This window comes from Monashia sp. HAY1-2A, from assembly GCF_056755315.1.
Genome location: NZ_JBNDHY010000425.1, coordinates 1 through 270, shown reverse-complemented (window position 1 = coordinate 270; position 270 = coordinate 1). Strand labels below are relative to the sequence as shown.

Sequence of the window (270 nt, the reverse complement as noted above, 5' to 3'; positions counted from 1 at the left end):
GCAGTCGGCGGCGTGCAGCCGCAGTCGGAAACCGTGTGGCGTCAGGCTAACAAGTACAAAGTCCCGCGTCTGGCCTTCGTCAACAAGATGGACCGTACCGGTGCGAACTTCTTCAAGGTGTACGAGCAGATGCGCGCCCGCCTGAAGGCCAACCCGATCCCGCTGCAGATCCCCATCGGCGCCGAAGACAACTTCAAGGGCGTGGTCGACCTGGTCAAGATGAAGGCGATCTACTGGGACGACGCTTCGCAGGGCATGAAGTTCGACTAC

At 60.7% G+C, this 270-nt stretch carries 1 protein-coding gene; it reads left to right on the top strand.

The window, feature by feature from the left end; genetic code table 11:
• A partial coding sequence (locus ACPYOM_RS22575; protein ID WP_481347675.1) for a GTP-binding protein occupies positions 1–270 on the top strand: 270 nt, incomplete at both ends.